The sequence below is a fragment of the Variovorax boronicumulans genome (genome assembly GCF_009811375.1).
In the GTDB taxonomy this organism is placed as follows: domain Bacteria; phylum Pseudomonadota; class Gammaproteobacteria; order Burkholderiales; family Burkholderiaceae_C; genus Variovorax; species Variovorax boronicumulans.
The window spans coordinates 87,555-112,787 of record NZ_BKDH01000003.1; the positions used below are offsets into that span (position 1 = coordinate 87,555).

The following is a 25,233-nucleotide window of genomic DNA, read 5'->3' on the forward strand; positions in this document are numbered from 1 at the left end:
GGATTCTCGCAGCCGACGGAAGTCCGAGGAAAGGCCTCCGTTACCATGCGCCCCATGTCACACAGCCCCTTCAGCGTACAGGTCGAACCGCGTTACCTGGCCGACCAGTCCTCGCCCAAGGACAACGTCTACACCTTCTCCTACACGATCACCGTCACCAACGTGGGCACGGTGGGCGCGCAATTGATCGCGCGCCACTGGCTCATCAACGACGCCTCGGGCCATGCGCAGGAGGTCAAGGGCCTCGGCGTGATCGGCCAGCAGCCGCTGCTGGCGCCCGGCGAATCGTTCCGCTACACCAGCGGCTGCCGCCTGCAGGCGGCCAGCGGCACCATGCACGGCAGCTTCTTCGTGGTGACCGAAGAAGGCGAGCGTTTCGACGTGCCGGTTCCCATGTTCGTGCTCGAAGCCGACATCGGCGGTGCCCCGGTCTCCCGGGTGCTTCACTAGGTACTCCCCCAGGCTTCGCGCACTTCGTGTCGCTTCTCCTTCCCCCTCGCCGGGGGCAACACCAGCGGCCCGGCTGAGCCGGTTCCGCGGTGTTCCCCGCACTGATCCGTTACGAATTCATCATGGCTGCTGCATCTCGCGACTTGCAGGGGCTGCTTGCCGGCCTCGACCCCACGGCCGATGTGGCGCAGCGCCACATCTGGCTCATCAACCTCTTCGACTGGCTGCGCGGCGACCGCGCCTCGCCGCAGGCCGCCATCGGCCGCGTGCAGCTGCTGCTCGACGCCGTCGAGGCACGCCCCGAGCTGTGCGACCGGCTGCGCGCCTGGTGGCGCGCGTTCACGCAGTCGGTCGACCTCACGGCGCTGCTGGCCGACTACGGCTTTGCGCCGCGCACCGCCTTCCTGAGCGAATTCGGCGAGCGCATGCGCCGCAAGATCCTGCCGGGCACGCCCGAGACCACCGACGCCTCGGACCTGTTCCGGCTGGTGCTGCCCGGCGTGTTCGACGCCGGCTGGATCGCGCTGCTCGACGACGCCCAGCTCGCGCGCATCGGCGCGCTGCTGGCCGACGCCGCGCCCATGCCCGACGGCTCGGCGCGCTGGCGCCACACGGTGATGGACGCCGTCACCTACTGCTGCAGCCAGGTGGTGGCGACGGGCTTTTCGCCCGAGCTGCGACTGCGCATCAGCCCCGAAGCCGGCGAGGCGCGCCCTTTCCACGCCCTCATGGCCGACCTGGACGCGCTGCGCGAGCAGATGTTCGCCCTGCCCCGCGACGAAGAATCCCTGCAGGCCGCCTTCGTGGCCTTCCGCGACCGGCTCGACGCCTGCCGCTCCAGCGCCTCGTCGGTCTACACGCACCTGGAAGACAACGGCATCTCGGTCGGCCTGGTGTTCCGGCTGCGCCAGCTGCGCGAGCGCGTGCTGCGCATCCGCGAGCTGCTCGACTGCCTGATGTCGCCCGTGCCGGGGCCCAGCATGGCGCGGCTGGTGGGCAAGCTGGTGCTGGCGGGCGGCGAGCGCAACAGCATCCGCGCGCTGATCGCCTCCAACTCGTCGATGCTCGCGGCCAAGGTGACCGAGCGCAGCGCCGAGACGGGCGAGCACTACATCACCCGCGACCGCCGCAGCTACCTGCAGATGGTGAAGAAGGCCGCCGGCGGCGGCGCCTTCACGGCGCTGACGGTGCTGGCCAAGTTCGGCATCTACGCGCTGGCCCTGTCGGCCTTCTGGAGCGGGCTGGCCGCGGGCCTCATGTACGCGGCCAGCTTCGTGGCGATCCAGCTGCTGCACCTGACGCTGGCCACCAAGCAGCCGGCCATGACCGCCCCCGCCATGGCCGCGCGGCTGCGCGACATCAAGTCGGACGACGCCGTGGACCAGTTCGTCGACGAGGTGGCCAACCTCGTGCGCTCGCAGGTGGCGGCCGTGCTGGGCAACGTGCTGCTGGTGGTGCCGGCGGTGGGCTTGCTGGTGCTGGGCTGGCAGGCCGCGCTGGGCCGGCCGCTGCTGGACGCGGCGCATGCGGCCTCCACGCTGCATTCGCTGTCGCTGCTCGGACCGACCGTGCTTTTCGCGGCAATCACCGGCATCCTGCTGTTTTCGTCCAGCATCATCGCCGGATGGACAGAAAACGCCTTTGTCCTGCATCGCCTGGACTCCGCCATGCGTTACAACCCTCGCATCGGCGCCTTTCTCGGTGCCGCCCGGGCCCGTCGCTGGGCCGCCTTCATGCGCACACACATCTCAGGCTTCGCCTCCAACATCTCGCTGGGACTCATGCTCGGACTGCTGCCCGCGTTCGCGGGCTTCTTCGGGCTCGGGCTGGATGTGCGCCATGTCACGCTGTCGGCCGGCCAGATCGCGGCCGCGGCGGCATCCATCGGGCTGCCGGCACTGCACCAGCCGGCCCTGTGGTGGGCGGTTGCGGCGATCCCGGTGATCGGCGCGCTCAATGTGAGCGTGAGTTTCTACTTCGCTTTCCGGCTGGCGCTGCGCGCGCACAGCGTGAGCCTCGGTGACCGCGCCCGCATCCGCAGCGCGATCTGGGCCCGCTGGCGCAGCCGGCCGGTGAGCTTCTTCCTGCCTACATGAACCTGACCGCACTCCTCGCCGAACTCCAGGGCTTCTGGGCCGAATGGGCGCGCCCCTCGGCCGGCCTGCCCACCGTGCTCTGGGCCCTGCTGGTGGCCGCCGCCGCGGCCTCCGGCCACCTGGTGCAGCGCTACCTGGGGATGCCCAAGGTCATCGGCTATTCGGTGGTGGGCGCGGTGGTGGGCTTTGCCGGCTTCGAGGGCGCGATCTGGCCGCTGCGCGGCATCAGCCTGTTCCTGCTGGAGCTGGGCGCGGCCGTGGTGCTGTTCGAAGCGGGCGGGCGGCTGCCGCTGCGCTGGTTCCGCCATAACCCGATGGTGCTGGTGCAAAGCCTGCTGGAAGCGGGGCTGACCTACTTCGGCGTGTACTGGATATTGATTCTTCTGGGCCTGCCCGAGCCGGTGGCCAACCCCATCGCACTGATGGCGATCGTCGCCTCGCCCGCCGTGCTCAGCCGCGTGATCATGGACACCCGCGCCGCCGGCCCGGTGACCGAACGCGCCATGACGCTGGCCACGCTCAACACCTTCTACGCCCTCACGCTGGGCTACGCGCAGGCCGGCCTGATCGAGCGCGCACCGCAGTCGCTGATGCTCAAGCTCTACCCGGTGGCGGTGGTGCTGGGCATGTCGTTCGTGGTCGGCGCCATCATGGCGCTGGCGCTGCGCTCGGCGCTGCGCGTGATGAGCCCGAACAGCGAGAACACCTCGATCCTGCTGCTGGCGATCATCGCGGCGGGCGCGGCGCTCACGGCCCACATCGGCGGCTCGGCGCCGCTGGCGGCACTGATCGGCGGCGTGCTGCTCAAGACGCTCAACCCCAAGCCCTGGGCCTGGCAGCGCCAGCTCGGCACCGCCTCGTCGCTGCTGACCATGCTGATGTTCGTGCTGGTGTCGATGGTGGCGGCGCAGGCCGACTGGACCCTGCCCGTGGCCAGCGTGGTGCTGGCCGTGATCGGCGTGCGCCTGGTCACCAAGATCTCGGGCGTGGCCATTGCCAACCCGGGCAGCGGCGCCAGCTGGAAGCAGGCCTTCTGGGTCGGCTGCGCGATGACGCCGCTGTCGTCGATCGCCCTGCTGATCGCCTCCAATTTCGCCTCGGCCTCGCCGCTTCTGGGCACCATGATCACGCAGGTCGCCCTGCCCTCGATTTTGCTGATGGAAGTGATGGGCGCCGTGCTCGCCACCGTGGCGATCCACGCCGTGGGCGAGAGTTCGGTCCCCTGGACGCCACAGGCCTTCAGCACCACGGAAGACACGCAGCGATGAGCAGCAGCAACAGCAACCCCACCTCCGTCCTCCCGATCGACCCGGACAGCGACGACGTCCGCTCCGCGCCGCTGCCCGCCGATCCGGCCAGCCGCGCCGTCAAGCTCGAGCCCTTCAACAAGTCCGAAGCGCTGTCGCTGGGCGTGGAGCTCGAGCTGCAGCTGGTCAACACGCACGACTACGATCTCGCGCCGTATGCCGAGGACATGCTGCGCCTGATGGCCCAGACCCCGCTGCCCGGCAGCGTGGTGCCCGAGATGACCTCGAGCATGATCGAGATCTCGACCGACATCTGCCACTCGGCGCAGGACGTGATCACGCAGCTGTCGCCGATCCGCGAGGCGCTGATCAAGAACGCCGACAAGCTCAACATCGCGGTGGTCGGCGGCGGCACGCACGCCTTCCAGCAGTGGCACGAGCGGCGCATCTACGACAAGCCGCGCTTTCGCGAGCTGTCGGAGCTGTACGGCTACCTGAGCAAGCAGTTCACCATCTTCGGCCAGCACGTGCACATCGGCTGCCCCGACGCCGATTCGGCGCTGCTGATGCTGCACCGCATGTCGCGCTACATCCCGCACTTCATCGCGCTGTCCGCCTCGTCGCCCTTCGTGCAGGGGCAGGACACGCAGTTCGACTCGGCGCGGCTCAATTCCGTGTTCGCGTTCCCGCTCTCGGGCCGCGCGCCCTTCACCACGAGCTGGAAGGAGTTCGAGGCCTACTTCGAGCGCATGACCCGCACCGGCGTCGTGCGCAGCATGAAAGACTTTTATTGGGACATCCGCCCCAAGCCCGAGTTCGGCACCATCGAGATCCGCGTGTTCGACACGCCGCTCACCATCGAGCGCGCCGCCGCGCTGGCGGGCTACGTGCAGTCGCTGGCCGCGTGGTTCCTGCAGGAGCAGCCTTTCGAGCCGAGCGAGGACGACTACCTCGTCTACACCTACAACCGCTTCCAGGCCTGCCGCTTCGGCCTGGACGCCGTGTACGTCGACCCGGCCAGCGGCCAGCACATGCCGCTGCGCGACCACATCCTGATGACCATGACCCAGCTCGAATGGCACAGCGAGGCGCTCAACGCCACGCAGGCGCTGGGCGAGCTGCGCACCAGCGTCGAGGCCAACCGCAACGACGCACGCTGGCTGCGCGAGAAGCAGGGCAAGGAACGGCTGCTGGCGGAAGTGGTGCGCCAGGCCTCGCTGCGTTTTCGCGGCGCAGCCTGAGTCCGCGGGTCAGGCCGCCACGGCCTCCTGCGAGAACTGCCGGCGGTACACCGTCGGCGACACCTTGAACGCCGTGGCGAAGTGCTTGCGCAGCAGCACCGCCGAGCCGAAGCCCGCATCGGCCGCCACGCGCTCCACCGAGCGGTCGGTCGTTTCGAGCAGCCGCTGCGCCAACGCCAGCCGCTGGTTCTGCAGCCACTGGCCGACCGTCGTGCCCGTCGATTCGCGAAAGCGCCGCGTGAAGGTGCGCCGGCTCATGAGCGCGCGCTTGGCCAGGTCATCGAGTTCGTGCGGCACCTGCAGATGCCGCCCCAGCCATTCGAGCAGCGGCGTGAGCCGGTCGCGCTCGGCCGCTGCCGGCACGGGCTGCTGGATGTACTGCGCCTGACCGCCCTGCCGGTGCGGCGCGACGACCATGCGCCGCGCGGCCCGGTTGGCGGTGTCGGCGCCGTAGCGCACGCGCAGCAGGTGCAGGCAGCAGTCGATGCCCGCGGCCGTGCCCGCCGAGGTGAGCACGTTGCCGTCGTCCACGTACAGCACCTCGGGCTGCAGCACGACCTGCGGGTACTGTTTGGCAAACGCCGCGGCCAGGTGCCAGTGCGTGGTGGCGGGCCGGCCGTCGAGCAGGCCGGCCTCGGCCAGCACGAAGGCGCCCAGGCACAGCCCGACCACGGTCGCGCCGCGCCGGTGCGCCGCCTGCAGCGCGCGGATGAGCGCGGGCGGTGCGGGCCGGCCGTCGTCGCGCCAGGACGGCACCACCACGATCTGCGCGCGGCGGATCGCCTCCAGGCCGTGCGGCACCACGAGCGTGAAGCCCGCGTTGGTGGCGAGCGGCCCGGGCTCGGGCGCGCAGACCTGCACGCGAAAGCGCGGCGCGCCGGTGTCGGTGCGGTCTTCGCCGAACACCATGCAGGGGACGGAGAGGTGGAAGGGGCTGATGCCGTCGAAGGCGACCACGGCAATGGTCTCGGCGATGGTTTCGGCTGCAGATGGGCGCATGGCCCGATCTTATCGATGAATGGCTTTCGGGCCACTGTCGCAAAACCCGCGGTGCGCGAAGAATCGAGCCATTCCAGACACAACCACCACCGAAGGAGAGAGACCCCATGAGCCAATCCGCACCGCGCCGCGCCCTCGTCGTCATCGACGTGCAGAACGAATACTTCGAAGGCGGCGGCCTGCCGATCGAATACCCGCCGGTCGAGAGCTCGCTGCCGAAGATCGCGCAGGCCATGGACGCGGCCCGCGCGGCCGGCGTGCCGGTGGTGGTCGTGCAGCACCACGCGCCGAAGGGCGCGCCGGTCTTCCAGGCCGACAGCTTCCACGGCCAGCTGCACCCCGAGATTGCGAAGCGCCCGCGCGACCACCTGGTCACCAAGGCCTTCCCTAGCGTCTTCACCGGCACCGACTTCGCCGACTGGCTCGCGCGCCACGAGATCGACACGCTGAGCGTGACCGGCTACATGACGCAGAACTGCGACGCTTCCACCGTGTTCGAAGCCATGCACCGCGGGCTGAACGTGGAGTTCCTGTCGGACGCGACCGGCGCGCTGCCTTACGAGAACGCGGCCGGCCGCGTGAGCGCCGAAGAGATCCACCGCGTCTTCAGCGTCGTGTTCCACAGCAACTTCGCGGCCGTGGCGACGACCGACGTGTGGGTCGCTGCACTGAAGAGCGGTACAGCGATCGAAAAGGACAACGTGGTCATGTCCAACCGCCGCGCGCGCGGCGTCTGACCTTCTCGCTCAGGCCAGGTTCAGCGGCTGCAGCACGGGCTGCCAGCGCTGAACCGCGATCTTCTTGAAGCCGCGGCCGTTGGGGTGCAGCTCGTTGGCCCAGTCGGTCGGGCCCAGCGTGCCCCGGCTGTCCACCACGTGCAGGTGCTGCGGGTCGCCCGCGGCGATGTTCTGCAGCATGCCGTGGAAGCCGTCGATCAGGTGGTCGACGCAGGGCTTGAACAACTCCGGTGCTACGCCCGCGTCGACCAGCGCCGGGCGCAGCCAGCCTTCGCGCCCGAACAGCGCCTTGCCGGTGGGCGGCGCGTAGTCGTAGCTGTGCATGACGATGTGGCAGTCCACGCTGGTGCGGGTGTAGATGAGGCCGATGAGCGCGCGGTACTGCTCGTCCATGTCGACAAGGAACTGGTCGAAGCCGCCCTTGCCGTTGCGAAAGCACTGCGCGGCCTGCGTCTCGCCCGCGCAATCGGACTTGAGCAGCGGGCGCAGGTCGTTGAAGCCTGCGAAGTCGTTGCCGCCGCCGCTGATGAACACCGCCGACAGCGTCGGCCCGTACAGGCGCAGCGACTCGCGCACGGCGTTGCGGTACTTGCCCTCCACATAGTCCTGGGCTTCCGCGCCGTTCATGCCCTTGGCCAGGATCACGTGGCCGCGCGCGCCGACCACGTCGCCCAGGAAGTTCAGCAGGCTGCCGCCCGGCAGCGGATACCAGAACCACGAATCGCCGAAGGCGAGGATGGTCGCGGTGCCGTGCGGGCCCATCTGCATCTTGGTCTCGTCCCAGTAGACAGCCATGGCGAACTCCTCGTGTAGGGAGCGCCATGGTTCTCGCAACCGCCGCGCGGCGCCATCCCCCGTTCGCAGTAGAACCTGCTGCTCAGTCCCGCAGCGACTGCACCAGCAGCACCAGCTCCGCCTGCCGGTGGCAGTCGGTCTTGCGCATCACGTTGCGCAGGTGGCTGCGCGCCGTGTGTTCGGAGCAGTGCTGCGCGGCGGCGAAGTCCTTCACGGTCTTGCCACTCGCCAGGAGCAGCGCGAGCCGCGCCTCGGTCGGGCTCAGGCCGAGCAGGCTTTCCAGCTGCCGCGGCTCCACGGGCGCCGCCTCGGCCGGATGGGCGAAGACCACGAGCGCCCGATGGCGCTGGCGCAGCACGGCCAGCGGGTGCGAAGGTTTGAGCGGCAGCACCGTGATGCGGACCACGCTGCCGGCCACGGGCAGGTGCAGCACGCCGGCCCGCGCGCCACCGGCCGGGGCGCAGGCCTCGCGCACCCGCTGCTCGAAGGCCGATTGCAGCGCGGACGACGCGAGCCGCAATCGCCCCTGCGCGCTGTCGAACAGGCCGCCGCGGCCCGCGCACGCCGCCGCGCGCGCGTTCAGGTGGTCGATGCGACAGGCCTCGTCGACCACGGCGATGCCCTGCGGCAGCGCGTCGAGCGCCGACAGCCCGGTGGCTGCATGCTCGCCCAGTTGCATCATGCGGGCGCGCAGTTCGCTGGCGCGCACCAGGTGCGGCGACAGGCGCCGGCAGAAGGCCTCGCTCTCAGGACCGTAGGGCGCCTCGGCCCGGGGGCGGATGAAGCCGAGCACTTCGCGCGTGTCGTCGTCGGCGCGCAGCCCCATGGCCAGCGTATGGCGCAGGCCGAGCGGCGCCAGCCAGTCGACGTAGATCGCGCTGCGCGACAGCGTGCGCGCGCCGAAGTAGGCGTGGTCGGTCACCGGCGTGCCCAGCGGGGCGTTCACCGGCATCTGCATGCGGATGTCGTCGCGCGCCAGGTGCTGCTCGTACTCGCGCACCTTGTCGGGCGGGCTCTCCAGGTTGGCGAGCCCCGCGCCCACCACCGAGCAGTCGGTGCGGCGCACCGTGAGCGTGTGAAAGCACGCGGCACCGAGCACCTCGCGCATGGCATCGAGCGCGTCGTACCAGTCGCCGGGACAGGTGATCCCGTCGTACAGCAAGGCAACGATCCGGTCGGTGTCTGCCTCGGCGGACACGCCTCCCTGCACGATGGCTGTCATGGCGGCCTGCTCCTGTTCGGACTTTCGGTGTATCCGCTTGCATGACGGTATTACAAAATGCTTCCAGTGTCAGCCCCCCCTTTCCCGCGGGCGCCGCGGCGAGCGGCCCCGCGCCAGGTCGTTATGCTCTCGCACCCATGGGTGAATTCGACCTGATCACACGCTATTTCAAACGTCCCGCCACGCGCTCGCCGCTGGGCGTGGGCGACGACTGCGCCTTGCTCGCGCCGGCCGCGGGCATGCAGCTCGCCGTGTCCTCCGACATGCTGGTGGAGGGGCGGCACTTTCTCTCGACCGTGGAGCCGGCCCGGCTCGGCCACAAGGCCCTGGCCGTGAACCTCAGCGACCTGGCCGCCTGCGGCGCGAAGCCGCTGGCCTTCACGCTGGCGCTGGCATTGCCCGGCGTGGACGAGCCCTGGCTCGAAGGTTTTTCGCGCGGCCTGTTCGCGCTGGCGGACGCCCACGGCTGCGAGCTGGTGGGCGGCGACACCACGCGCGGCCCGCTCAACATCTGCATCACCGTGTTCGGCGAAGTGCCGGCCGGCGCCGCGCTGCTGCGCTCGGGCGCGCGCGCGGGCGACGACCTGTGGGTGAGCGGCTCGCTGGGCGATGCGCGGCTGGCGCTCGAGGTGTTCCGCGGCACGCTGAGCCTGCCCGCCGAGGCCTTCGCACAGGCCCGCGCACGCATGGAACAACCCACGCCGCGCGTGGCACTGGGCCAGGCGCTGCGCGGCATCGCCACGTCGGCGGTGGACGTGAGCGACGGCCTGATCGGCGACCTGGGCCACATCCTCGCGGCCAGCGGCGTGGGCGCCACGCTCGATGCCGATGCCACCACCGCGCTGATCGCGGTCGACACGGCCGGCCTGCCCCCCGAGGCGCTGCGCACCTGCGCGCTCTCGGGCGGCGACGACTACGAGCTGGTGTTCACTGCGCCGGCCTCGGCCCGCGATGCAGTCCTGCAGGCCGGCGTGAACAGCGCCACGCGCGTCACTCGCATCGGCCGCATCGAAGCGGACGCGGGGCTGCGCATCGTCGATGCGAGCGGCGCGCCGGTGTCACAGCGCTTCGGCTCGTTCGACCACTTCGTCTGATCAAGAGCCGCGCAGCATCGCGCGCATCTTGTCCTGCGCGGTGTTGATGGCGGCCGACTGGCGGCCCAGCTGCTGCACCATCTTGTCGAGCTCGGCCCTCACCGCGGGGTCGGTCACGGTGAGCGAAGCGCCGGAGACCTGCAGCTTCGACTTGTTCTTCTCCATGAAATCGCCGATGGCCAGCGCACTGTCGAACACGGCGTCGAGCGCGGGGAACACCTCCTTGAAGGTGGCGGCGGGCGTCGTCACCGTCTTCTCGTAGGCCTTGCCATAGACCTGCTTCAGGTCGTCGGGCTGCTTGAGCTGCGCGCGCGCCGCGTCGGCCTTGGCCAGTTGCTGGTCGAGCGCGGAGCGCAAGCCGCCCAGGCCCTCCTTGGCGGCCTTGAGATCGTCACGGCGCGCCGGCAGGTCGGCCAGCGAGCGCAGCGCGCCCTTGGCCATGACCTGCGTCATCGGCTGGCTCACCGACTTGTTCATGCCTTCGTTGAAATCGGTGATCACCGCGTAGTGCTGCGCGTAGTCGCCGAACGATGCCTTTTCTTCGGCGGTGGGCGTGGGCACGCGCAAGCCGGGCTTGTCGAGCACGCGGGTCTGCAGGTAGGCGATGAAGGCGGTGCGCTGTTCAGCCTCCTTGTTGCCGCAGGCCACGAGCAGCATCGACAGCATCAGGCCGAAGGCCAGGACCAGCCATGCGGAAGAGAAACGGGACCGTGTGGTTGTGGTCATGGGGCACCTGCTTTCGCGCAAAGAAAAAAGACCGGCCAGCATACGACCGGCCCGCCCCCACGGCTACTGCAGGCTCTGCTTCAACGCCTCGATGAACGCCCGCGCCGCCGCCGACAGCGAATGGCCGCGCTTGGTGACGATCGAGATGTCGCGCACCACGCGCGGCGCGCTGAGCACCTTCACCACCAGCACCGGGTTCTTCTCGGCGCGCGCGAAGGCCGACGGCATGATCGACGCGCCCATGCCGGCCGCCGTCATCCACAGCGCGGTGGACAGGAAGGACACCTCGTTCACCACGTCGAGCGTCACGCCGGCCTCGGCCGCCGTGCCGTCGATCAGCGGGCGCACGCCGTAGCCGGGGCGCACGGTGATGACGGGGTGGCGCCCCAGGTCCGACCAGCGCACCACGCGCGCCTTGGCCAAGGGGTGGTCGGTGCGGCACACCACGGCAAGGTGGTCGCGCATGAGGCGCTGCACCTCGACCTCGGGGCCGGGCCGCTCGGGCGTGCCGATGCCGAAGTCGACGTGCTCGCCGAGGATGCGCGACAGGAACTGGTCGGGCGCGCAGTCGTTCACCAGCACGCGAACTTTCGGGTGCTGCTCGCCGAAGGCGCGCAGCGCATCGGGCAATAAAAACCCGGCCAGCGTGGGCGTGATGGCCAGCGTCACGCGACCGCGTTCCAGCGTGGCGAGTTCGCGGAAATCGGCCGAGAGCGAATCGACGTCGCGCAGCACGCGCTCGACGGTGGAAATCATCTGTTCGGCTGCGGCCGTGGGCTTGAGCGCGCGCGTGGTGCGGTCGAACAGGCGCGTGCCCAGGCCCTCCTCAAGCTGGCGGATCAGCATGCTCACGGCCGACTGCGTGACGAACAGCCGCGTGGCCGCGGCGCCCAGCTTGCGCAGCTGGTAGACCGCGAGGAACGCACGCAGCTGGCGGATCGTAGGACTGAAGTTCGTATTCATCAGAAAATTTGAAAAATCATTCGGAATTTCTTGATTTACGAATGAATGCTGCCATCGTTCAATCTCCGATCAAAGCACCGAATTCAAGGAGAGGCCCGAATGACAGCACCCATCGCCCGCGGCATGCACGCATTTCGTGGGCGACGCAGGCAACTGCTGTGGGCCGTGGCCGGTGTGCTGGTGGCCGGCACCGCCCTGGCGCAAGCGCCGGCAGGCGATTTCCCCACCAAGCCGATCCGCATGGTCGTGACCTTCCCGCCCGGCGGCAGCGCCGATGGCGTGGTGCGCATGCTGGTGCCGCGCCTGAACGAGAAGCTGGGCCAGCAGGTGGTGGTCGACAACCGCCCCGGCGCGGGCGGCAACGTGGGGCTGACGCTGGTGGCCAAGGCGCCGGGCGACGGCTACACGCTGGGCGTGGGCGCGGCGGGCGCGCTGGCGGCCAACGTGAGCCTGTACCCGCAGATGCCTTTCGATCCGCAGAAAGACCTCAAGCCCGTGGGCATGCTGGCGGCCATTCCCTTCGTGCTGGTCGGCCACCCGTCGGTGGCCGCGAAGACGCAGCGCGAACTCATTGCGCTGGCCAAGGCGAAGCCGGGCACGCTGTCGATCGGCCACGGCGGCAACGGCACGGCCATGCACCTGTCGGCGGCGCTGTTCAACCAGATGGCGGGCACGCGGCTGGTCGAGGTGCCCTACCGCGGTTCGGGCCCGGCGGCGCTCGACGTGCTGGGCGGGCAGATTCCGCTGGCGGTGGTCGACCTGCCCTCGTCGCTGCAGCAGATTCGCGCCGGCAAGCTGATCGCCTTCGCCGTGACCAGCCCGCAGCGCCTGCCGATGCTGCCCGAGGTGCCGACGGTGGCCGAAGCCGGCCTGCCGGGCTACGACTCGACCGGCTGGTTCGGCGTGGTCGCGCCGGCCGGCACGCCGGCGCCGGTGGTGGCGCGGCTCAATGCCGAACTCAACGCCGCGCTCGGCGACGAGCAGGTGAAGACCGCCATGCGCGCGCTCGGCGTGGAGCCAGCGCCGGGCTCGGTCGAATCCTTCGACAGCTACATCCGCGCCGAGACGAAGAAGTGGGCCCAGGTGATCCAGGACGCTCACATCAAGCTCGATTGAACGACAAGCCGATAGAGACATGACGAAGACCGCCGACACCTCGATGCAAGCCGACGTGCTGATCGTCGGCGCCGGCCCCGTGGGCCTCACGCTGGCGATGGACCTGGCCTCGCGCGGCGTCTCGGTGATCCTGTGCGAGACGCGCCGCTTCGCCGAGCCGCCGAACGTGAAGTGCAACCACGTGGCCTCGCGCACCATGGAGCAGTTCCGCCGCCTGGGCGTGGCGCAGCAGCTGCGCGATGCGGGGCTGCCGGCCGACCACCCGAACGACGTGGTGTTTCGCACCACGGTGACGGGCACCGAGCTCACGCGCATTCCCATTCCGTGCCGGCGCGACCGCTACACCGAGACCGAGGGCCCCGACGCATGGTGGCCCACGCCGGAGCCGCCGCACCGCATCAACCAGATCTACCTCGAGCCGATTCTGCTGAAGCACACGGCCGCGCTGCCGGGCGTGACGCTGCTCAACCGCACGCGCTTCGAGCGCTTCACGCAGGATGCCGAGGGCGTGAGCGCCATCGCCACCGACATGGACAGCGGCGCCACGCGCAGCATCCGCTGCCGCTACATGGTCGGCTGCGACGGCGGCAGCTCGCCGGTGCGCAAGCAGATCGGCGCGAAGCTCGAAGGCACGGCCGTCATCCAGCGCGTGCAGTCGACCTTCATCCGCGCGCCGCAGCTGCGCGCGCTGATTCCGGGCAAGCCCGCGTGGTCGTACTACGCGATGAACCCGCGCCGCTGCGGCACGATGTTCGCCATCGACGGCCACGAGACCTGGCTGGTGCACAACCACCTGAACGCCGAAGAGCCCGAGTTCGACTCGGTCGACCGCGACACCTCGATCCGCGAGATCCTGGGCGTGGGGCCCGACTTCCACTACGACATCATCAGCAAGGAAGACTGGATCGGCCGGCGCCTCGTGGCCACGCGCTTTCGCGACGGCCGCGTGTTCCTCGCGGGCGATGCCGCGCACCTGTGGGTGCCCTACGCGGGCTACGGCATGAACGCCGGCATCGCCGACGCGCTCAACCTCTCGTGGCTGCTGGGCGCTTGCGTGCAGGGCTGGGGCGACGAGGCCATCCTCGACGCCTACGAGGCCGAGCGGCTGCCGATCACCGAGCAGGTGTCGCAGTTCGCGATGGACCATGCGCAGAAGATGATCCGCGCGCGCCGCGCCGTGCCGCCGGACATCGAAGCGCCCGGCCCGGCGGGCGACGCGCAGCGCGCCGAAATCGGCCGCGAGGCCTACGCGCTCAACGTGCAGCAGTTCTGCTGCGGCGGGCTCAACTTCGGCTACTTCTACACGGGCTCGCCGATCATCGTGCCCGACGGCGAGCACCGCGCGCCGCCGTACTCGATGGGCGAGTTCACGCCTTCCACCGTGCCCGGCTGCCGCGCGCCGCACTTCTGGCTGGCCGACGGGCGCTCGCTGTACGACGCCTTCGGCCCGGGCTACACGCTGCTGCGCTTCGACCGCAGCGTGGACGTGCGCCCGCTGGAGCGCGCGGCCGCGGCCTACCGCATGCCGCTCACGGTGCTCGACATCGAGACCGCGAGCCTGCCCAAGGCCTATGCGCACCGCCTCGTGATGTGCCGCGCCGACCAGCACATCGCGTGGCGCGGCGCGCACCTGCCGGCCGATGTGTATGACCTCGTCGCCACCTTGCGCGGCGAAACGCGCCGCGAACGTGGACGCCGGCGCGCGCTGGCCTGGGAAGGCGTACTGGCCTAGCGCCGCGCCACCGCGCGCCACGCCAGCCAGGCGGCGATGGCAGGCGCCAGCGCGAAGACCGTGAACAACCAGATCGCGGCCGATCGTGCACCGTCCACGCCGCCGGGCACCGTGAGCCCCGCCGCATTCGCCACCAGCCCGGCCACGGCCGCACCGACTGCCATGCCATAGAGCTGGACGGTCGTGATCGACGCAGACGCCAATCCTTCTTCACCGCGCGGCGCCAGCGCCATCACGCGCGTCAGCAGGTGCGGCCAGCCGATGCCCACGCCGAAGCCGACCGCGGCCAGCGCTGCGGCCACGAGCGCGGTCTCGACGTGGGCCTCGAGCGCACCCGGCGTCGGCAGGAGCCACGCGAGCGCCAGCAGGCCTGCGGTGCAGACCACCGGCCCGGCGCGCAGCATGCGGTCGGCGCCTGCGCCAGTGCGGCCCGACGAGGTCAGCGAGCCGATGCTCCAGCCGCCCGCCATCGCCGCCGTGAGATAGCCCGCCATGAGCGGCGTGTGGCCGTGCAGCAGCTGCAAAAAGTAGGGCACGAAGATTTCGGTGGTGGTGCCGATCAGCAGCAGCGCCACGCTCGCGTAGATCGCGCCCAGCGGCGTGCCAAGCGCATAGGCGCCGGTCGGCAGCAGGCGCACGGCGCCGGCGCGGCGGTCGATGCGGGTGGCGGCGAAGCCGATGGCCAGGCCCAGCGCCACGCCCACGGCCTGCCCCGCGAGGCCAGGCCAGAAGCCGCTGGCCGCGATCACCAGCACCGACAGCGCCAGCAGCGCGATCTGCGGCGCCGGCACGCGCGGCATCTGCGCCGGCCGGTCATGCCGGATGCCGGCCGCGGGCCGCAGCTGCACCGCCACCAGCAGGGCCTGCGCCGCCGCCACCGGCAGCAGTGCCCAGAAGGCCCAGCGCCAGTGGCCGGCCTGCGCGAACAGCCCGCCCACGGCTGGCCCGCACAGCGTGGCCACGCCCCACATGCCCGACACCAGCGCCACCGCGCGCGGCCACAGCCGGGGTTCGAACACGCGCTGGATCAGCCCGTAGCTCAGCGCCGCCAGCAGGCCGCCGCCCAGGCCCTGCACCGTGCGCCCCGTGAGCAGCCACGGCATGGCCGGCGCCAGCGCGCAGCCCACCGAGCCGGCGGTGAACACGGCCAGCGCCGTGAGGCAGGCGCCGCGCGGCCCGCGCGCGGCCAGCAGCCGCACCGAGAGCGTGGCGCCGAGGATCGAGCCGACCACGAACAGGGTCGTGCTCCAGGCGTACCAGTCGAGCCCGCCGATCTCGCGCACCACCGAGGGCAGCACGGTGGTCACGATGTGGACGTTGACCGCGTGCAGCGCGACGCCACCGGTCAGCGCCAGCGCGCGCCAGCCGTTGCGCCCGCTGAACAGCTCGCGCCAGGCGGCGGTGGGCGGCGGCGCGCCAACGGCGGCGGCATCGAGGGAAGAGGAGGAGGACGACATGAGAACGAAGGAGAACGCCAAGGGAGCCTGGATACTAGGCGGCGCCCCTCAATTAAACAAGCTATTGCTTTGATAAATAGAAACTTCGGCGCGCTGCCGTCGCACAGGATGCGCGACACTTCGAAACCGATGCACGCCGTTTCTTCTTCCCCTTCTTCCTCGATGGATTCTTCTTCCGCCACCACCGGCGCCCTGCCCCGTCCCCCGATGCGTCGCCCCACCCTGCGTTTTCTGCTCTCGCACCCCGCGCACTTCATCGCGCTGGGCTTCGGCTCGGGGCTGTCGCCCTTCGCGCCGGGCACCGTGGGCACGCTGTGGGCCTGGGCCGCGTTCGTGGTGATGCAACTGTGGTTCACGCCCGCGACCATCGGCTGGATCATTCTGGCCGGCCTGCCGATCGGCTGGTGGGCCTGCACGGTCGCTGCGCGCAACATGAACGTGTCCGACCCCGGCGCCATCGTGTGGGACGAGGTGGTCGCCTTCTGGCTCGTGCTCTGGCTGGTGACGCCGGCCGGCCTGTGGGCGCAGGTCGTGGCCTTTGCGCTGTTCCGTTATTTCGACGCCGCCAAGCCCGGCCCGGTGGGCTGGGCCGACGCCGCCTTCAAGCCGCACGACCCCGCGCGGGTGCAGTGGTGGCGCGCGGGCTTCGGCATTCTTCTGGACGACCTCGTGGCTGCCTTCTGCACGCTGCTGGTCATTGCGCTGTGGCGCGCATGGTGAACCCGATGCAACCTTCCGCTCCCCCGACCTTGGCCGAACAGGACGTGCCCGCGCTCGTCGCGACGCTGGCCGAACGGCTGCAGGCCCGGGGCTGGATGATGGCCACCGCCGAAAGCTGCACCGGCGGCCTGATCGCCGGCGCCTGCACCGACCTCGCGGGCTCCAGCGTGTGGTTCGAGCGCGGCTTCGTCACCTACTCGAACGCCGCCAAGACCGAGATGCTGGGCGTGGACGCCGCGCTCATCGAGGCCCACGGCGCCGTCAGCGAGCCCGTGGCGCGCGCGATGGCCGAGGGCGCTATTGCCCGCGGCGCCCCGGCGCGCGCGGCCGTGGCCGTGACCGGCGTGGCCGGCCCCGCGGGTGGCTCGCCCGACAAGCCGGTGGGCACCGTGTGGTTCGGCTGGTCGGTCGACGGGCAGGTGCGCACCGAGCGCCGCCGCTTCGACGGCGACCGCGCCACGGTGCGCGCGGCCACGGTGCACTACGCGCTGCAGACGCTGATCCAGCTGCTGCCGCGCTGATCGCACGCGGGCTGTTCAGGCCTGCATGAAATCGCCGACCGGCCGACGCGGCGCGGGCGGCACCGGCGCCGTCGGAAAGCCCAGGCGGCACATCATCTGCACGGTCGGGCTGCGCGCATGGCGCGACGGCGCGGCGCCGATCAGCATGTCGTGCGCCGCCGCGTGGTGTGGCGCCATCTCCGGAAATTCCTCGAGCGGCTGGCTCATCGGCTGCATGCCCAGGCCCAGGTCGGTGGCGCGCAGCTGCTGGCGCACGTAGGCCCGGCCCGCGGCGATCTGCTCGCTGCGGCTGTTGCCGCCGGTGCTGATCCAGACGAAGCCCATCGCCGTGTGGGCCTGGTCCTCGAACATCCGCAGCGTCTGGCGGAAGGAGAGGCTGTCTTCGGCGGCCGGCACCTCGCGGTCGAAGCGCCCCAGCGCGACCGCCATGCGCAGCGCCGGGTCGTTGAGCGAGAAGCCGTCGCGGTGCGCCAGGATTTCCTGCGGCCCGATGCGCAGCAGGCGCAGGTTCTCGCGCGCGGTGTGGGGCGTGACCAGCTCCACGCGCGCCGCCGCCGCGCACAGCTTGCGCAGCGGCAGCACGCGAGCCATGTCGACCGTGCCGGCCGATTGCACGCCCCCGCCCGCCCCCGAGGCCACGGCCGCGGTGAGTCCCTGCAGCATGTCGGCCGACACCGCGCGACCGGTGTCGAAGCGCTGCTTGGGCGTGCGCCGCCGCAGCACCTGCGCGAACAGCGGATCGGGCGTGCCGCCGCGCGAGAGCGTGAGCCGCGCCACCGGCAGGTCGGGCCACTGCTGCGGCGCATCGCCCACCAGCTCGCCCTGCGGCCACAGCTGCACGCGCGCCTGCACGCCCTGCTGGGCCAGCGCCATCACCAGCAGCTCGATGAACGCGCCGTGGCCGATCATGAGCTGGCGGCCGAAGGGGTCGGTAGCGGGCTGCACGCGGGCGCGGTCGGCGTGCAGCACGATGGCGTCGGGCTCGCGCAGGTCGACCCGCCACGGCTGGCCGTTGTAGGCCGTGGGCGCGGTGACCGCATAGGCGACGGCGCGCTTGCGCACGTCGGGCTCGTCGCCCGGGCCGTTCCAGATCTCGAAGGCGGCGGCCGGCACGTCGGCGTGCAGCCACCAGGTGGCCAGGGCCGTCGCGCCCGCCGCCACCGCGAGGCCGCCGCCCAGCAGGCGCACGAAATTTCTGCGTTCTCTCATGGGCTCGATCGGTTGAAGCATCGGGCGCGTGACACACGGCCTGCCCGTGGCCGATTGCAGCACCGCGCCGCGCGGCGCCACGCGGCCCCCTGTCGTTTCCGACAGGGGTAGGTGGGCCGGCTCAGGGCGTGAGCAGGCCCAGCGCCAGGGCCCGCGCGCAGGTGGCGGTGCGGCCCTGCGTGTCGAGCTTGCGGGCGGCGCCCACGAGGTGGAAGTACACGGTGCGCTCGCTGATGTGCAGGATCTCGGAGATCTCCCAGGTCGACTTGCCCACGGCCACCCAGTGCAGCACCTCGCGCTGGCGTGCGCTCAGGAGCGGCACCTTCGCATCGCCCTGCAGCCGGCGCACGGTCGAATGCAGGCAGGAGGCGAAGTAGTTCATCGGCGCCAACGTCGCACGCAGTTCGCGCAGGTCGGCGGTGGCGTCGGTGGTCAGGGTCATGAAGGCCCAGTCGATGCCGGGCGTCCACAGCGGCACGGTCAGCCCCGCCTTCAGCCCGTGCTCGCCGGCGCTGCGCAGCAGGCCGCGGGCGCGCTGCCCGATGTCGGCGCGCGTGTGGCTCACCTGCCCGAGCCAGCTCCACGCGGTGGCCGGCATGCCGGCGCGCACATGCTGCACGCGGGCGTCGGCCTGCTCGCCGGCGTTGCTGCGCAGCGACTCGTAGCGGGTGCGGGCCCACGCCGGGGGCAGGTCGTGGAAGAACACCAGCGCGTCCTGCGCGGGCGCGTCGGCACGGGGCGCGGGCACCGGGCGCTTGAGCACGTAGGCGCCGTGGTTGAAGCCCATCGCCCGCATCGCGCGGCGGTTGACCTGCGCGACCTCCTCGAGCGTGCGGGCGGCCATGACGGCCTCGACGAACTGCCAGTCGTTGATCACCTCGGCCATGGATGCGTCCCCTCGGGTTGTGTGCGGCGGGCGCAGCGACTGTGGTTCTGGTTTTTCTGCGGCCACCGCCAGGGCGCCGGCCCTGCAAGGACCGGCATCGGGGCGCATGTTAATGCGGGACACCCGGAATCACCCATGCGCTTCCTTGCACGGCGCATCCGGGCGATGATCCGGCACCACCCATCCCGAGGCCCCATGACCGCAGCCACCCACGCCCCGACCATCGAGCGCTTCTACAGCGCGTTCTCCAAGCTCGACGCCGCCACCATGGCCGCCTGCTACGCGCCCGACGCGGTGTTCGACGACGAGGCCTTTTCGCTGCGCGGCCGGCGAGAGATCGGCGGCATGTGGCGCATGCTCTGCGAGGCCACCAAGGCCAAGGGCGCCGACGTGTGGCGCCTGAGCTGGCGCGACGTGCAGGCCGACGCCCGCACGGGCAGCGCGCACTGGGACGCCCACTACCGCTTCAGCGCCACCGGCCGCCTGGTCGACAACAGCATCGACGCGCGCTTCACCTTCACGCCCGACGGCCTGATCGCCACGCACCGCGACAGCTTCCCGTTCTGGACCTGGTCGCGGCAGGCGCTGGGCACGCCGGGCCTGCTGCTGGGCTGGACGCCGATGCTGCGCAACAAGGTGCGCGCCACCGCCGCCGCCAACCTCGCCACTTTTCTTGCACGCCAACCCTCATGACCACTTCTTCTTCGACCGCCCTCACCTTCACGAACAACGAAGCGCAGCACCGCTACGAAGCCACGCTCGACGGCAAGCTCGCGGCCTATGCCGAGTACAACCTGCTGACCGACGCGATCATGTTCACGCACACCGAGGTGCTGCCCGAGCACGAGGGCAAGGGCGTGGGCTCAGGCATTGCGAGGCACGTGCTCGACGAGGCGCGCGCCAACGGGCGGCATGTGATTCCGGTGTGCCAGTTCATCGCGGGCTACATCCGCAAGCACCGCGAGTACGCCGACCTCGTGCGCCCGGACATCCAGCGCGCCTTCAAGATCTGACGGAGGCCGCCTTCGGCGCGGGCAGCCACGCGAAGGCCGCGATGCCGATCACCAGCAGCGCGGCAATGACCGCCAGCACGGCGGTCAGCGGATCGCCGCCGTGCGCCGCCGCCACCGAGGCCGCCACGCCCGTGCCCCATTGCATGAACGCGACGCCCAGGAACATCGCCATGGTGAAGACGGCCATCGCGCGGCCCGTGAGCGCGGCCGGGTAGGCCACGCGCACGTCGGCGTACTGCCAGACGATGAAGCCCGAGAGCACGCCGATGAGCACCATGCCCGCGATGTCGAGCCAGGCGGAATGCACCACCGCGATGAGCGCGAACAGGCCGGCGTAAAAGAGGCCGCAGGCCACGATCCAGCGGCGGCGCGCGGCGCCGTCGCGGTCGAAACGGCCGAACAGCGGCGAGCCGAACAGCGCGATCACCGACACCACGAGCGCGACGTTGCCGCTTTGCACCAGCGAGTAGCCGTGGCGCTCCATCATCAGCGGACCCAGCCACAGCCCGCGCAGCGAGATGAAGGCCGCATACGTCACCGCACCCAGCACCATGATGCCCAGCGTGTGCGGCATGGCGAACAGCGCGCCGAACTGGCGCACGGCTTCGGGAATCGACTCTTTCTTCTGCGGCACGGCCGACGCGGGCTCGTGCACCCAGCGCCAGATGGCAAGCCAGGCCAGCGCAGACGCCAGTGCAAGCACCAGGAAGCCCGCGCGCCACGAGTAGGCCTGCACCAGCCACGCGAGCGGCGTGCCCGTGGCCAGCATGCCCAGGCCGCCGATGGCCAGCACCAGGCCCGACACGGTGGCGAAACGCGCCGCCGGAAAGTGCCGCGCGATGAACACCGTGCACACCAGGAAGGCCGGCGCGCAGCCAACGCCGATCAGCGCCTGCCCGGCCACCAGCACGAGGTAGTTCGGCGACACGGCCGACAGCAGCGCGCCCGCGATCGCGACGGGAAAGGCCACGAGCACGGTGCGACGCACGCCGTGCAGGTCGATGCCGATGCCCATGAAGAGCTGCATCGCGCCGAACGCGAAGTGGAAGGCGCCCGAGAAGATGCCGAGGGCCTGGGCGGAGAGATGAAAGTCCGACTGCAGCGGGCTCGCCATGATGGCGCCGACGGTGCGGAAGGCCTGGCTGAGCGCAACCCCTGCGCAGAGGGCGAGGACCATGACCCAGGCGGCTCGGGGTGTCAGGGGCTGTGCTGCAGGGCTCATGATTCGTCAGTGTTCTTGCTGTGATTCAGGGCGCGCGCACAGGCCACCGGGTACTTCCCTCCGCGAATGTCCCCCGGGGCTTCGCCCCTCCTCCTTGATTTCGCTGCGGGAAGCACCCAGTGTCCTGCGCACGATGGGCGCGGTCGTTGTGTGCCCGATCAACAGCTGCACGGCCCAACGCTCACGCCGATGGGGTGCCTTGCGCAGCGAAATTAAGGAGGAGGCCGCAGGCCGGGGGACATTCGCGGAGCAAGGTACCCCGTCGGCGGGAGCGCGCCCTGAACAAGACGCTCCATGCCGAATCTGGGACTCAACCCAGTCACTCACCGTGGCACTTCTTGTACTTCTTGCCGCTGCCGCAAGGGCAGGGATCGTTGCGGCCGGGCGTGGCTTCCTTGCGGATCGTCTCGACCTTCGGGCCCAGGCTCTTCCAGAGCTGGCGCAGGTCGTACACCGCCCAGATCGCGGCGCCGAAGTCGTCCAGGCGCTGCTGGCTCACGCTCGGCGGGCCGTTCTCGTCGTACATCGACAGCGTGGGCTTGGCGGTGTCGTCCTCGGTCAGCGCGACGATGTTGTCGAGCGCGTCGTCGAGCATCTGCGCGGCTTCCTTGTCGCGCGGCGCGGCCCAGTCTTCGGGCCAGTTCTCGACCGCGTACATGAAGCCCAGCGCCCAGATCTGGGCGAAGGAGGGAATCTCTTCGGCGGCCATCTCGGCACGTTCTTCCTCGGGCAGCGAGGCGATGGCGCCGCGGGTGTCGAGCACCTCGGGTTGCCAGCTGCGCTCGTCCTCGAGCGATTCGACGGGGGCGTCGAGGCCTTCCTCGATCTCGCGCCAGCGGCGTTTCCAGTTCCAGACGAACTCCATGTGCTGGGCCGGCACGAAGTGGTCGCCCAGCAGCACGGGCCAGTATTCGGTGGGGTCGATGGGGCGGCGCGTGCAGATCAGCGCGGCCATGAAGCCTTCGCAGAACTCCCACTGGGGAATTTCCTCGTCGTGCTCGCGCATGGCGTCGAGCGCGCTGTCGAGGGCGTCGAAATCGTCGGGCCCCAGGGCTTGCGAGGAGGCGGCCAGGGCAGTGTCAGGGGTATCGGGGGTGTCGGGTGTGGTCGTCATGGCAGCAGTCATGGCAGGTTGGGGGCAGCCCTCTATGATGCAGCAGGCTCCAGCCGACATCTGATGACTATGCCCACGATTATTCCGTTTCCCGCACGCTACAGCGCGTTCGCCCTGTGTGTGCTGGGTCTGGTCGCCTGCCTGGCACTGGTTCTGGCCTCGCCGCACCTGTGGCTCGCGTGGATCGGCGTGGCCGCTTTCGCGGTGCTCACCGGCACCGGCGTGCACGACCTGCGCCAGGCGCGCCACGCCATCCTGCGCAACTACCCGGTCATCGGGCACCTGCGCTTTTTGCTCGAATTCATCCGCCCCGAGATCCGCCAGTACTTCATCGAGAGCGACGCCGAGGCCGCGCCGTTCTCGCGCGCCCAGCGCTCGCTGGTGTACCAGCGCGCCAAGGGCGAGCCCGACAACCGGCCCTTCGGCACGCAGCTGAACGTGTCGGCCGCGGGCTACGAGTGGATCAACCACTCGATGCAGCCCACCAAGCTGGCGAACCACGATTTCCGCATCGTGATCGGCGGCACGCCGCAGCCGGCCGATGCGAACCTGGCGCAGGTGTGTACCCAACCGTACAGCGCGAGCGTGTTCAACATCTCGGCGATGAGCTTCGGCGCCTTGTCGGCCAATGCCATCCTCGCGCTCAACCAGGGCGCGCAGATGGGCGGCTTTGCGCACGACACCGGCGAGGGTTCGATCTCGCAGCACCACCGCGTGCACGGCGGCGACCTGATCTGGGAAATCGGCTCGGGCTACTTCGGCTGCCGCAACGACGACGGCACCTTCAACGCCGAGCGCTTCACCGCCAATGCGCGCGACCCGCAGGTGAAGATGATCGAGATCAAGCTCAGCCAGGGCGCCAAGCCCGGCCACGGCGGCGTGCTGCCGGCGGCCAAGGTCACGCCCGAGATCGCGGCGGCGCGCGGCGTGCCGGTGGGCGTGGACTGCGTCTCGCCCTCGTCGCACAGCGCGTTCTCCACGCCGACCGAGATGATGCATTTCGTCGCGAAGCTGCGCGAGCTGTCGGGCGGCAAGCCGACCGGCTTCAAGTTCTGCCTGGGCCACCCGTGGGAATGGTTCGGCATCGTCAAGGCGATGCAGGCCACCGGCATCACGCCCGACTTCATCGTGGTCGACGGCGCCGAGGGCGGCACGGGCGCGGCGCCGGTCGAGTTCAGCGACCACGTCGGCGCGCCGCTGCAGGAAGGCCTGCTGCTGGTGCACAACACGCTGATCGGCGTCAACCTGCGTCACCGCATCAAGATCGGCTGCGCGGCCAAGGTGATCACCGCCTTCGACGTGGCCCGCATGATGGCGCTGGGCGCCGACTGGTGCAACGCGGCGCGCGGTTTCATGATGGCGCTGGGCTGCATCCAGGCGCAGAGCTGCCACACGGGCCACTGCCCCACGGGCGTGACCACGCAGGACCCGGTGCGCCAGCAGGCGCTGGTGGTGCCGACCAAGGCCGACCGCGTGCGCAACTTCCACCGCAGCACGCTGCATGCGCTGCAGGAGCTGGTGCAGGCCGCGGGCCTGGACCACCCGCAGCAGATCACCGCGCACCACATCGTGCGCCGCATCTCCGACACCGAGGTGCGCCTGCTGAGCAACCTGGTGATGCAGGTGCAGCCCGGCGCGCTGCTCGGGCCGCTGGACAACCAGCACACCGTTTTCCGCACCTACTGGCCGCTGGCCAGTGCACAGAGTTTCCAGCCCGTGACGCAGGGCCCGCACGGGCTGCTGGCGCCGGGCTTCGCCATGGCCGCATGAATCCACTGAGACGAGGAGGCGCCGCGACGCGCCTGTACAGCCAACGGGGCGCCGCGTCGGCGCCCGCGCCGCTCGACGACGCCCCGGGCTCGGCGCCCGGCGACTACGCCGAGTTCCTGCGCGTCACGCTGCCCAGGCAGGCCAAGAACGTGGCCAGCCACCGCTTCGGCAGCGAGCGCGTCTGGCTCAAGAAGGCCGGCCCGCGCCACGGCAAGTGGGGTTACCGCGTGATGGCGCTGGCCGCGCGGCTGGCCGGCCTCGACGTGATCAAGCCCGTGCCCAACCCGGGCGGCGAGGCCGCCATCGCCACCGAGGCACGGCGCCTGAAGCAACTGGCCGCCGCAGGTTTGCGCGTGCCGATCGTGCTGGCGCAGCAGGCCGACGGCCTGCTGATTTCCGACCTCGGCGAAAGCGGCCGTGCCACCGTGGTGCTGCAGGAGCGCATCGACCAGGCCGCCGCCGCCGGCCCGGCCGCCCTGCTCGCCGTGTGGCGCGAGGGCCTGGCCGCCATCGCCGCCGTGCACCTGTGCGGCCAGCACCTGAGCCAGGCCTTCGACCGCAACCTCGTGCAGTGCCCTGACGGCGTGATCGGCTACATCGATTTCGAGGACGACCCCTCCGAGGTCATGACCCTGGCCGAATGCCAGGCCCGCGACTGGCTGAGCTACCTGCACTCCACGGCCATGATGCTCGAGGCCGCCGCACCGCAGGCGGCGGGGCAGCACTGGCACGCGGCGCTGGCGGAAGTGGACGAGGAAGTGCGCGAGCGCATCGCGAACGCAGCACGGCGCATGAAGTGGGCGCAGAAGCTGCCGGCCAGCCGGCGCTGGGGGCGGGATACGCAGCGGGTGCGGGCCGTCGCGCGCCTGCTGGGGCAGTGGTACGAGCTGAACAAGGCCTGAG

24 protein-coding genes are annotated in these 25,233 nt (G+C 70.6%); 14 read left to right on the forward strand and 10 right to left on the reverse strand.

Annotated features, from left to right (window positions below; all coding sequences use genetic code 11):
- The first annotated feature begins 54 nt into the window (after positions 1-54).
- The 4 genes from apaG (at position 55) to VHAB30_RS23115 (ending at position 5,034) form a co-directional block, all read left to right on the forward strand.
- Entirely contained in the window at positions 55-450 is a 396-nt protein-coding gene (apaG, locus tag VHAB30_RS23100) for a Co2+/Mg2+ efflux protein ApaG (RefSeq protein ID WP_062481013.1), read from the forward strand.
- A gap of 122 nt (positions 451-572) precedes the next feature.
- Positions 573-2,546 (forward strand): site-specific recombinase, encoded by a 1,974-nt coding sequence (locus tag VHAB30_RS23105; protein WP_159278725.1) that lies wholly within the window; start codon positions 573-575, stop codon positions 2,544-2,546.
- A complete protein-coding gene (locus VHAB30_RS23110) occupies positions 2,543-3,814 on the forward strand; it encodes a cation:proton antiporter (protein WP_062480997.1) in 1,272 nt (423 codons plus the stop codon). The genes VHAB30_RS23105 and VHAB30_RS23110 overlap by 4 nt, the downstream gene beginning before the upstream one ends.
- Entirely contained in the window at positions 3,811-5,034 is a 1,224-nt protein-coding gene (locus tag VHAB30_RS23115; RefSeq protein ID WP_095743380.1) for a YbdK family carboxylate-amine ligase, read from the forward strand. Before VHAB30_RS23110 ends, VHAB30_RS23115 begins: the two co-directional genes overlap by 4 nt.
- A gap of 9 nt (positions 5,035-5,043) precedes the next feature.
- Here VHAB30_RS23115 and VHAB30_RS23120 read toward each other — a convergent pair whose 3' ends face one another.
- Positions 5,044-6,033, reverse strand: a complete 990-nt coding sequence (locus VHAB30_RS23120; RefSeq protein WP_159278726.1) for a GlxA family transcriptional regulator — start codon at positions 6,031-6,033, stop codon at positions 5,044-5,046.
- A 107-nt stretch (positions 6,034-6,140) separates the two neighbouring features.
- Between VHAB30_RS23120 and VHAB30_RS23125 the strand changes: the two genes are divergently transcribed.
- The gene (locus VHAB30_RS23125; protein ID WP_159278727.1) at positions 6,141-6,770 is read left to right on the forward strand and encodes an isochorismatase family protein; all 630 of its coding nucleotides are present in this window, start codon (positions 6,141-6,143) and stop codon (positions 6,768-6,770) included.
- A 9-nt stretch (positions 6,771-6,779) separates the two neighbouring features.
- Here VHAB30_RS23125 and VHAB30_RS23130 read toward each other — a convergent pair whose 3' ends face one another.
- Both VHAB30_RS23130 and VHAB30_RS23135 read right to left on the reverse strand, forming a co-directional pair.
- Positions 6,780-7,565, reverse strand: coding sequence for an SGNH/GDSL hydrolase family protein (locus VHAB30_RS23130; RefSeq protein WP_159278728.1), 786 nt, complete (start codon positions 7,563-7,565; stop codon positions 6,780-6,782).
- Between the two features lie 82 nt (positions 7,566-7,647).
- Positions 7,648-8,787 carry a helix-turn-helix transcriptional regulator gene (locus VHAB30_RS23135; RefSeq protein ID WP_159278729.1) on the reverse strand — a complete coding sequence of 380 codons (1,140 nt, stop codon included), beginning with the start codon at positions 8,785-8,787 and terminating at the stop codon, positions 7,648-7,650.
- Between the two features lie 137 nt (positions 8,788-8,924).
- On the opposite strand from VHAB30_RS23135, the gene thiL reads away from it, so the two are divergent.
- Positions 8,925-9,881, forward strand: coding sequence for a thiamine-phosphate kinase (gene thiL / locus VHAB30_RS23140; protein WP_159278730.1), 957 nt, complete (start codon positions 8,925-8,927; stop codon positions 9,879-9,881).
- Here the strand turns inward: thiL and VHAB30_RS23145 are convergent, their stop codons facing one another.
- Together VHAB30_RS23145 and VHAB30_RS23150 are read right to left on the reverse strand one after the other, a co-directional pair.
- The gene (locus VHAB30_RS23145; RefSeq protein ID WP_159278731.1) at positions 9,882-10,607 is read right to left on the reverse strand and encodes a DUF3053 domain-containing protein; all 726 of its coding nucleotides are present in this window, start codon (positions 10,605-10,607) and stop codon (positions 9,882-9,884) included. It abuts the gene before it with no gap.
- Between the two features lie 63 nt (positions 10,608-10,670).
- Positions 10,671-11,570: a LysR family transcriptional regulator gene (locus VHAB30_RS23150; RefSeq protein WP_095743373.1), complete on the reverse strand. Its 900-nt coding sequence runs from the start codon at positions 11,568-11,570 to the stop codon at positions 10,671-10,673.
- Positions 11,571-11,669: 99 nt separating this feature from the next.
- Here VHAB30_RS23150 and VHAB30_RS23155 point away from each other — a divergent pair, with 99 nt between their 5' ends.
- Complete coding sequence (locus tag VHAB30_RS23155; RefSeq protein ID WP_159278732.1) at positions 11,670-12,686, forward strand: Bug family tripartite tricarboxylate transporter substrate binding protein; 1,017 nt, start codon at positions 11,670-11,672, stop codon at positions 12,684-12,686.
- 19 nt (positions 12,687-12,705) lie between these two features.
- The gene (locus VHAB30_RS23160) at positions 12,706-14,418 is read left to right on the forward strand and encodes an FAD-dependent oxidoreductase (RefSeq protein ID WP_159273648.1); all 1,713 of its coding nucleotides are present in this window, start codon (positions 12,706-12,708) and stop codon (positions 14,416-14,418) included.
- Here VHAB30_RS23160 and VHAB30_RS23165 read toward each other — a convergent pair.
- Entirely contained in the window at positions 14,415-15,875 is a 1,461-nt protein-coding gene (locus VHAB30_RS23165) for an MFS transporter (RefSeq protein ID WP_159278733.1), read from the reverse strand. The genes VHAB30_RS23160 and VHAB30_RS23165 overlap by 4 nt on opposite strands.
- Positions 15,876-16,037: 162 nt before the next feature.
- Here VHAB30_RS23165 and VHAB30_RS23170 point away from each other — a divergent pair, with 162 nt between their 5' ends.
- Positions 16,038-16,595 carry a phosphatidylglycerophosphatase A family protein gene (locus VHAB30_RS23170; protein ID WP_235926901.1) on the forward strand — a complete coding sequence of 186 codons (558 nt, stop codon included), beginning with the start codon at positions 16,038-16,040 and terminating at the stop codon, positions 16,593-16,595.
- Positions 16,589-17,116 carry a CinA family protein gene (locus tag VHAB30_RS23175; RefSeq protein ID WP_159278734.1) on the forward strand — a complete coding sequence of 176 codons (528 nt, stop codon included), beginning with the start codon at positions 16,589-16,591 and terminating at the stop codon, positions 17,114-17,116. Before VHAB30_RS23170 ends, VHAB30_RS23175 begins: the two co-directional genes overlap by 7 nt.
- 15 nt (positions 17,117-17,131) lie before the next feature.
- On the opposite strand, the gene VHAB30_RS23180 is transcribed toward VHAB30_RS23175, so the two are convergent.
- Positions 17,132-18,325, reverse strand: coding sequence for an Acg family FMN-binding oxidoreductase (locus tag VHAB30_RS23180; RefSeq protein WP_235926903.1), 1,194 nt, complete (start codon positions 18,323-18,325; stop codon positions 17,132-17,134).
- 121 nt (positions 18,326-18,446) lie between these two features.
- On the reverse strand, positions 18,447-19,211 hold the full coding sequence (locus tag VHAB30_RS31280; RefSeq protein ID WP_159278735.1) for a helix-turn-helix transcriptional regulator: 765 nt from the start codon (positions 19,209-19,211) through the stop codon (positions 18,447-18,449).
- Between the two features lie 195 nt (positions 19,212-19,406).
- Here VHAB30_RS31280 and VHAB30_RS23190 point away from each other — a divergent pair, with 195 nt between their 5' ends.
- Positions 19,407-19,904, forward strand: a complete 498-nt coding sequence (locus VHAB30_RS23190) for a nuclear transport factor 2 family protein (protein WP_159278736.1) — start codon at positions 19,407-19,409, stop codon at positions 19,902-19,904.
- The gene (locus tag VHAB30_RS23195) at positions 19,901-20,224 is read left to right on the forward strand and encodes a GNAT family N-acetyltransferase (RefSeq protein WP_159278737.1); all 324 of its coding nucleotides are present in this window, start codon (positions 19,901-19,903) and stop codon (positions 20,222-20,224) included. Before VHAB30_RS23190 ends, VHAB30_RS23195 begins: the two co-directional genes overlap by 4 nt.
- On the opposite strand, the gene VHAB30_RS23200 is transcribed toward VHAB30_RS23195, so the two are convergent.
- Together VHAB30_RS23200 and VHAB30_RS23205 are read right to left on the reverse strand one after the other, a co-directional pair.
- Positions 20,214-21,401, reverse strand: coding sequence for an MFS transporter (locus VHAB30_RS23200; RefSeq protein WP_159278738.1), 1,188 nt, complete (start codon positions 21,399-21,401; stop codon positions 20,214-20,216). The two genes, VHAB30_RS23195 and VHAB30_RS23200, sit on opposite strands and share 11 nt — an antisense overlap.
- A gap of 364 nt (positions 21,402-21,765) precedes the next feature.
- Positions 21,766-22,560 (reverse strand): UPF0149 family protein, encoded by a 795-nt coding sequence (locus VHAB30_RS23205; protein ID WP_159278739.1) that lies wholly within the window; start codon positions 22,558-22,560, stop codon positions 21,766-21,768.
- Between the two features lie 69 nt (positions 22,561-22,629).
- Between VHAB30_RS23205 and VHAB30_RS23210 the strand changes: the two genes are divergently transcribed.
- Positions 22,630-24,330, forward strand: a complete 1,701-nt coding sequence (locus tag VHAB30_RS23210; protein WP_159278938.1) for an FMN-binding glutamate synthase family protein — start codon at positions 22,630-22,632, stop codon at positions 24,328-24,330.
- Complete coding sequence (locus VHAB30_RS23215; protein WP_070063745.1) at positions 24,327-25,232, forward strand: BUD32 family EKC/KEOPS complex subunit; 906 nt, start codon at positions 24,327-24,329, stop codon at positions 25,230-25,232. The genes VHAB30_RS23210 and VHAB30_RS23215 overlap by 4 nt, the downstream gene beginning before the upstream one ends.
- Position 25,233: the final 1 nt, after the last annotated feature.

Excerpts from the sequence above, each read along its gene's own strand:
- apaG (WP_062481013.1), top strand. The coding sequence starts at position 55 with ATGTCACACAGCCCCTTCAGCGTACAGGTCGAACCGCGTTACCTGGCC.
- VHAB30_RS23105 (WP_159278725.1), top strand. The coding sequence starts at position 573 with ATGGCTGCTGCATCTCGCGACTTGCAGGGGCTGCTTGCCGGCCTCGAC.
- VHAB30_RS23110 (WP_062480997.1), top strand. The coding sequence starts at position 2,543 with ATGAACCTGACCGCACTCCTCGCCGAACTCCAGGGCTTCTGGGCCGAA.
- VHAB30_RS23115 (WP_095743380.1), top strand. The coding sequence starts at position 3,811 with ATGAGCAGCAGCAACAGCAACCCCACCTCCGTCCTCCCGATCGACCCG.
- VHAB30_RS23120 (WP_159278726.1), bottom strand. The coding sequence starts at position 6,033 with ATGCGCCCATCTGCAGCCGAAACCATCGCCGAGACCATTGCCGTGGTC.
- VHAB30_RS23125 (WP_159278727.1), top strand. The coding sequence starts at position 6,141 with ATGAGCCAATCCGCACCGCGCCGCGCCCTCGTCGTCATCGACGTGCAG.
- VHAB30_RS23130 (WP_159278728.1), bottom strand. The coding sequence starts at position 7,565 with ATGGCTGTCTACTGGGACGAGACCAAGATGCAGATGGGCCCGCACGGC.
- VHAB30_RS23135 (WP_159278729.1), bottom strand. The coding sequence starts at position 8,787 with ATGACAGCCATCGTGCAGGGAGGCGTGTCCGCCGAGGCAGACACCGAC.
- thiL (WP_159278730.1), top strand. The coding sequence starts at position 8,925 with ATGGGTGAATTCGACCTGATCACACGCTATTTCAAACGTCCCGCCACG.
- VHAB30_RS23145 (WP_159278731.1), bottom strand. The coding sequence starts at position 10,607 with ATGACCACAACCACACGGTCCCGTTTCTCTTCCGCATGGCTGGTCCTG.
- VHAB30_RS23150 (WP_095743373.1), bottom strand. The coding sequence starts at position 11,570 with ATGAATACGAACTTCAGTCCTACGATCCGCCAGCTGCGTGCGTTCCTC.
- VHAB30_RS23155 (WP_159278732.1), top strand. The coding sequence starts at position 11,670 with ATGACAGCACCCATCGCCCGCGGCATGCACGCATTTCGTGGGCGACGC.
- VHAB30_RS23160 (WP_159273648.1), top strand. The coding sequence starts at position 12,706 with ATGACGAAGACCGCCGACACCTCGATGCAAGCCGACGTGCTGATCGTC.
- VHAB30_RS23165 (WP_159278733.1), bottom strand. The coding sequence starts at position 15,875 with ATGTCGTCCTCCTCCTCTTCCCTCGATGCCGCCGCCGTTGGCGCGCCG.
- VHAB30_RS23170 (WP_235926901.1), top strand. The coding sequence starts at position 16,038 with ATGGATTCTTCTTCCGCCACCACCGGCGCCCTGCCCCGTCCCCCGATG.
- VHAB30_RS23175 (WP_159278734.1), top strand. The coding sequence starts at position 16,589 with ATGGTGAACCCGATGCAACCTTCCGCTCCCCCGACCTTGGCCGAACAG.
- VHAB30_RS23180 (WP_235926903.1), bottom strand. The coding sequence starts at position 18,325 with ATGAGAGAACGCAGAAATTTCGTGCGCCTGCTGGGCGGCGGCCTCGCG.
- VHAB30_RS31280 (WP_159278735.1), bottom strand. The coding sequence starts at position 19,211 with ATGGCCGAGGTGATCAACGACTGGCAGTTCGTCGAGGCCGTCATGGCC.
- VHAB30_RS23190 (WP_159278736.1), top strand. The coding sequence starts at position 19,407 with ATGACCGCAGCCACCCACGCCCCGACCATCGAGCGCTTCTACAGCGCG.
- VHAB30_RS23195 (WP_159278737.1), top strand. The coding sequence starts at position 19,901 with ATGACCACTTCTTCTTCGACCGCCCTCACCTTCACGAACAACGAAGCG.
- VHAB30_RS23200 (WP_159278738.1), bottom strand. The coding sequence starts at position 21,401 with ATGGTCCTCGCCCTCTGCGCAGGGGTTGCGCTCAGCCAGGCCTTCCGC.
- VHAB30_RS23205 (WP_159278739.1), bottom strand. The coding sequence starts at position 22,560 with ATGACGACCACACCCGACACCCCCGATACCCCTGACACTGCCCTGGCC.
- VHAB30_RS23210 (WP_159278938.1), top strand. The coding sequence starts at position 22,630 with ATGCCCACGATTATTCCGTTTCCCGCACGCTACAGCGCGTTCGCCCTG.
- VHAB30_RS23215 (WP_070063745.1), top strand. The coding sequence starts at position 24,327 with ATGAATCCACTGAGACGAGGAGGCGCCGCGACGCGCCTGTACAGCCAA.